The sequence below is a fragment of the Synergistaceae bacterium genome, from assembly GCA_012728235.1.
Classification (GTDB): domain Bacteria; phylum Synergistota; class Synergistia; order Synergistales; family Synergistaceae; genus JAAYFL01.
Window position 1 is genome coordinate 1 of the sequence record JAAYFL010000106.1, and the last position, 5,821, is coordinate 5,821.

5 protein-coding genes are annotated in these 5,821 nt (G+C 45.2%); all 5 read left to right on the forward strand.

What is annotated here, in order from left to right; all coding sequences use genetic code 11:
- Window positions 1-531: 531 nt before the first annotated feature.
- The 5 genes from GXZ13_06705 (at window position 532) to GXZ13_06725 (ending at window position 5,738) form a co-directional block, all read left to right on the forward strand.
- The gene (locus GXZ13_06705) at window positions 532-1,488 is read left to right on the forward strand and encodes an ATP-binding protein (protein NLX75502.1); all 957 of its coding nucleotides are present in this window, start codon (window positions 532-534) and stop codon (window positions 1,486-1,488) included.
- Between the two features lie 183 nt (window positions 1,489-1,671).
- Window positions 1,672-2,601 (forward strand): S8 family serine peptidase, encoded by a 930-nt coding sequence (locus GXZ13_06710; GenBank protein NLX75503.1) that lies wholly within the window; start codon window positions 1,672-1,674, stop codon window positions 2,599-2,601.
- A 180-nt stretch (window positions 2,602-2,781) separates the two neighbouring features.
- Window positions 2,782-3,636, forward strand: a complete 855-nt coding sequence (locus GXZ13_06715; protein ID NLX75504.1) for a GNAT family N-acetyltransferase — start codon at window positions 2,782-2,784, stop codon at window positions 3,634-3,636.
- Window positions 3,629-4,840 (forward strand): MFS transporter, encoded by a 1,212-nt coding sequence (locus GXZ13_06720; protein ID NLX75505.1) that lies wholly within the window; start codon window positions 3,629-3,631, stop codon window positions 4,838-4,840. Before GXZ13_06715 ends, GXZ13_06720 begins: the two co-directional genes overlap by 8 nt.
- A 481-nt stretch (window positions 4,841-5,321) precedes the next feature.
- Window positions 5,322-5,738 carry a sigma-70 family RNA polymerase sigma factor gene (locus GXZ13_06725; GenBank protein ID NLX75506.1) on the forward strand — a complete coding sequence of 139 codons (417 nt, stop codon included), beginning with the start codon at window positions 5,322-5,324 and terminating at the stop codon, window positions 5,736-5,738.
- Window positions 5,739-5,821 lie beyond the last annotated feature (83 nt).

A 5,821-nucleotide genomic window follows, 5' to 3' on the forward strand; every position in this document is an offset into this window, starting at 1 on the left:
ACCGATAATACCAAGGTTCTTACATATCACGAACAGTAAGATTTTCTTTCGCTGTGCAACATGTTGATCTTGCCAAATTCATAAGTCCATGAAGTAATCAGAATTCTCGAATTTTTGCCCGGCGAACCTTACACATTTGAGCATCTGTCTGATATTTGTCAAATCATAATTTGTCAAATCATGATTTGAGTAACTTTGGACAAATTTCATCCTCTGTATAACTACGATGGCTCCCAACTTTCGGACTTGTTGAAAGAAAAATCGGCTTAAAAAGCTGAATGGTGACGCCAGATACAGGTTTTAGAGTAAATTTGAAATTTCATTTTCTCCTACCAAAAGTCGGAGGAGACTCTTGTCTAGGTCGAGTTTCGTGGCCGCACGAAACTGGGTGACGGCCATGTTCTGTCTTAGTAGCTTCATTTTCAGCAGGAAGCAAGGAGGAGATCAGCTGTAATCACTTCACCCAGTAGGCTTGGGCGAGAACGTATAGTAGAGTGTAGTGAAATACACACGTTCACAAGGGAGACCATGATGGCTACTGCAGAACAGATAAAGGCGCTCGTCCGTTTTCACTCAAGCGAACAACCTGAGCAATTCTTCACTGTAGCCCTCCAGATCGCTGCTCATGAGGCCCGCAAGGGCCATATCGGCCTCGCTCACGACATTCGAGACATCATCGATAAAGCTCGAGAACAACAGAACAAAAAGATCCTTCCCTTCAGCACCGACCTTGAACACTTGATCATCACCACTGAACCAACTCAAAGATTGCCTGTTCTCGTGCAATCCGATGGGATGAAGGAGCGAATCCAACGTATTCTTCGTGAATACCGGCAAAAAGATAAATTGGAGAAGTACGGGTTGTCACATCGCCGAAAAATACTCTTGGTAGGCCCTCCAGGAACTGGCAAAACACTCACCGCTTCTATATTGGCAAGCGAGCTGAACCTACCGCTATATACTATCCTGTTGGACAAGCTCGTCACCAAGTACATGGGAGAGACCAGTGCCAAACTTCGCCTAATTTTTGACACCATCCCACAACGGCGTGGAATCTATTTCTTCGTTGAATTCGATGCCATCGGCGGAGAACGGAGCCTCGACAACGATGTTGGAGAGATGAGGCGAGTCCTCAACTCATTCCTTCAGCTCATTGAGCGCGATGATTCACAGAGTTTAATCGTAGCGGCAACCAATAATCCAAAGATTTTGGATCAAGCGCTGTTCAGGCGCTTTGATGATATCCTCGCATATCAACTCCCGGACGACGCGCAAGTTCTGCGCCTACTCCATAACCGACTCGCTTCCTTCTCCCCCAAAGCACCTTCTTTTCAGCACACTCTCCCATTGGCACACTCTTTGAGCCATGCAGAAATAACCCAAGCATGTGACGATGCCATCAAGGAAGCGATCCTCAATGACCAAACCAGCGTAACGATTGACCAATTGGAACGAATGCTCTCCGAGAGAAGAGCAGCCTATAACTAATAAAAGAGATACGTTATGGAATACCCACATATCTTCCTAACGGGTCAACCTGTTGCAAGTAAATACTCCAGTAAAGGACGCCCGAACAAAGGCCCCAAACTACCTGTGAGAGATCGTAATCTACACAGTAAAAAATTGCTCAACGAATATAACCAACTGTGGAAAACCAATGGTGATTCCAAAATGCCGAGTGGTGTATACATCGAGTTCAGTGGTGGACCAGAGCATGACCTATTGACCGAGAGTCTGGAGAACAGACGTTCTGGTATTCGCCTACGTAACATCCAGAGCACATCAGATGATGAAGGAGTGACAACTCAGCATGCTACAGTATATGTCCCTGCCAGTAGAAAAAGCTGGTTTCCTAAGAAACTCACACAGTATGCTTTCGAGAACACCAAGAAAGATAAACCCAAGAACGATACACTTGTCCGAAGTGTAGAATGCATTCGTGCAGCTGCTCTCGATTCCTTTTGGACCGACAGTCCTGAATTTATACCGCTTGATTCTCCTCAATGGTGTGAAGTCTGGCTCTCCAGTACGGAAGAGGAAGATGTACAACATTTCCATCAAGATGTTGACACTTTGGACATCCAATATAGCCCATTCTCTCTTTCATTCCCCGAACGTACGGTCATCCTCATCTATGCCACAGCCCAAGACCTCATTGCCCTAACTGCCACTAACCCGAACATTGCTGAATTTCGTGCGGTTCACGACCCGGTCCATTTCTTCATGAATCTTGAGAACAAGGAGCAGGCAGAGTGGGTTGCCAATCTAGCTTCAAGAATTGTGAAAGATGAATCAGCAAATGTCTCAATATGCCTGTTGGATACCGGAGTGAACAATGGCCATACCCTGCTTGCACCGTTTCTCTCTGACTCCGATCTGCATGCATTCGATAGCCAGTGGGGAGTAAATGATTACATACAGCCGCACCAACAGCATGGAACACTGGTAAGCGGTATTGCTGTGTATGGAGATCTAAGCCAAATTCTTTCCTCTAATACCCCCGTTGTTGTCAAGCACTGTTTGGAGTCTGTAAATAATATATTGTGCTTGGTATTTGATCTCTATTTGGAGTGCGCTTCCAAAACCCGCAATAATTATTAAAACAATCTTCTTTGATTTTGTTATCATACTTAATAGAGATGAGCAAAACGCAAGTTTTGCAAAATTGTGAAACAATATATTGAGTTGCAAATTATTGCAGAATCTATATATTGTATGCCGCTGCGAACGGATCAGAGTTTTGCTCAACCCTACATACTTAATGGAAAGGAGGGGACACACATGGGCAATCAATCAGTCATCAGCATAGAGGCAGTCATTGACTATATCGAAAGTCATCTTGACGGAAAGCTGGAATTAGAAACGGTTGCGGAGGCTGTCCACTATTCAAAATATCACTTACACCGACTATTTACCGAAACCGTAGGAATGACAATTCATGATTATGTGCAACGCCGTCAGCTTACAGAGGCAGCAAAGCTCCTGGTCTTTTCGGATAAACCTATTATCGAAATTGCTTTTATCTGCGGATACGAGAGCCAGCAATCGTTTTCACTAGCTTTTAAGGCCATGTATAAATCGCCGCCTGCGGAGTATCGTGAAGAACGGAGCTTTTATCCTTTGCAGTTGCGGTTCACTTTACATCGAAGAACAACGGCTATGGAATTTACAATACAGGATATTCGGTTAGCAGAAAAGAAAGATATTGTCGATTGGATGAACTTAATGCGGCTTGTTATTGATGGGTATCCTGTAATGGATGAAGATGACTACTTAGCTAAGCTGGAAGAAAGTATTGACGAAAAGCGTGCGCTTGTGCTAAGGGAGGGAGATATTCTCATTGGAGCGATGGCATTTACCTATTCTCCAGGCAGTATAGAATTTCTTGGCGTACATCCGCAACATCGAAATCGCGGACTTCAAAAGGTATTCTTGGATGCCTTATTGGAAACATATCTTCCAGGGCAGGAAATCAGCACAACAACCTTTCGAGAACAGGACAAGGCCGATACAGGGCATCGAGATATGCTATTGCAACTTGGTTTTGCTGAAAAAGAATTGCTGACAGAGTTTGGCTATCCCACGCAGCGCTTTGTGCTCCCTCCTAAAAAACAGGAGGATATACAACATGGATGACACGCAACGCACCGACTGGCAGAAAAGAATACTCCTTTTCTTAACCAGTCAATGTATCACACTCTTTGGCTCTACGCTTGTTCAAATGGCGCTCATTTGGTATGCAACCATGCAGACATCCAGTGGCGTGTGGGTGGCTGCATTTACAGTCTGCTCCTATCTACCACAATTTCTCATTTCATTTATAGGCGGCGTATGGGCAGACCGATACCGGAGAAAAAAGTTGATTATAGGCGCAGATCTGCTGATTGCATTTGTCACTTTTGTAATGGTATTGGCAATTCCGCATATTTCATCGGAGCCTGCTTTGCTCGGTGGTTTGCTTGTTATGTCGGTCATACGATCCTTGGGGGCAGGAATACAAACTCCAGCGGTCAATGCCGTTATCCCACAGCTTGTCCCGGAAGATCAACTTATGCGGTACAACGGCATCAATGCAACAATGCAGTCTATTGTTAATTTTGCGGCTCCAGCGACGGCAGGTGCAGTTTTTGCAATCAGCACATTGAGAACTACGCTTATGATAGACATTGTAACGGCAATCTTGGGAACGGGCCTATTGTCCTGCTTGGCACTTCCGAAACAAAATATTTCCATTGAGAAGGCCAGCGTCTTTTCTGACATGAAAATTGGCGTCAAATACGCTTTTGCAGACAAACTAATTGGAAAGCTTTTAATCATCTACGGACTATTCACTTTCTTTTGTGTTCCAGCAGGCTATCTTGCAGGACTTCTTGTTCGGCGAGTATTCGGTGATACTTACTGGTATCTTACCGCAGTGGAAGTAGTAGGGTTCGCAGGTATGATGGTAGGCGGAGTTATTATGAGTACATGGGGAGGTTTTAAGCACCGAGGAAAAACTTTGGCAGTTGGACTTTTTGCGTTTGGTACTTTTGCAATCGGAATGGGCTTTTCAAAGAATTTTATTTTTTACCTTGGCCTAATGGTATGTTATGGAGTCGCATTAACAATGGTGCAAACAGCAATTACCACTATGTTACAAGAAAAAACGGACACCTCTATGCAGGGGCGTGTATTTGGATTACTTGGCACGATGTATGCTGGCTTTTTACCAATTGGTATGGCTATGTTTGGCCCTTTGGCTGATATTCTTCCCTTGCAGTGGATTATGATTGGATCAGGTATAGCCCTTATTGTAATTGCAGGTATAGCTTATTATAGTCGGGAACTCAAAACAATCTAAAAGAAAAAAGTCGCCCAACATGAATAAAAAAACCGTTGTTTCGGCGATTGAGTATCTGTGCGCCAAAACAAACTACAGTAGCCTTACGGCGGTTTTGAAATAACAAATTTCAGACCGCCGTTTTCTTTTTGAAAAATGAGAATACGGAGGGTGTGTTAAAGTCGCCCTTCTTTGAGGATACGGCGGTGCTCAGGAGGTATCGCCGTGTCCATTTTTGCCTTTTTTCATAATACCCATGATCTGCACCAGCTAAAAAAAGCGTAGCTCCCCCTCCGGGACAGTCTGGTTATGAATGTGAAATTAGACAGTACACAAATGAATATGTAACTTCATGCGTCCGTGTGGCTTCATGCCGCCCGGGCGCTTTTTTGTACTTCGAGACAAAGTGTCCCGAGGTGCGGTGCGGCTCCCCGAGGTGCCGCTCCCCGCCGAGCCCCGTTTCGGTCACTCATCCACCCAACACCGAAACGGAGGTTTATTTATGACTATAATCAATCTGAAGGATTTTTATTATTGGTACACACAGGATCAGTTTATCGAGGTTTCTGACGAGGTAGCCGAAGTGTTTGTGTCCGATGCCCGGCACGAAATGGCCTACCAGCGGCGGCTCTCCCGGCATAAGGCGCAATATTCTCTGGACTGCGATGACGGGATCGAATATTCCGCCTGCCTGCACGAGCCAACGCCCCAGGAGCTTCTGGAGCGTATGGAGCTGTTCATCCGTCTATGGAACGCCCTCAACTCTTTGCCGGAGATCCAGGGCCGCAGGATTGATGCCCACATCATTCTTGGACAGAGCATCAAGGAAATTGCCGAGGCCGAGGGCGTACATGAGGAGTCTGTCCGCCAGTCGATCAAGCGTGGCCTTGAGCGCATGAAAAATATCTACAAAATGTAATATTTATTGATAAAGCTCCCCATAATTGAACCGCTTTGGTTTCGAATGGGGATTACTTGGCTTTCAATCTCCCTCCTTCTGGC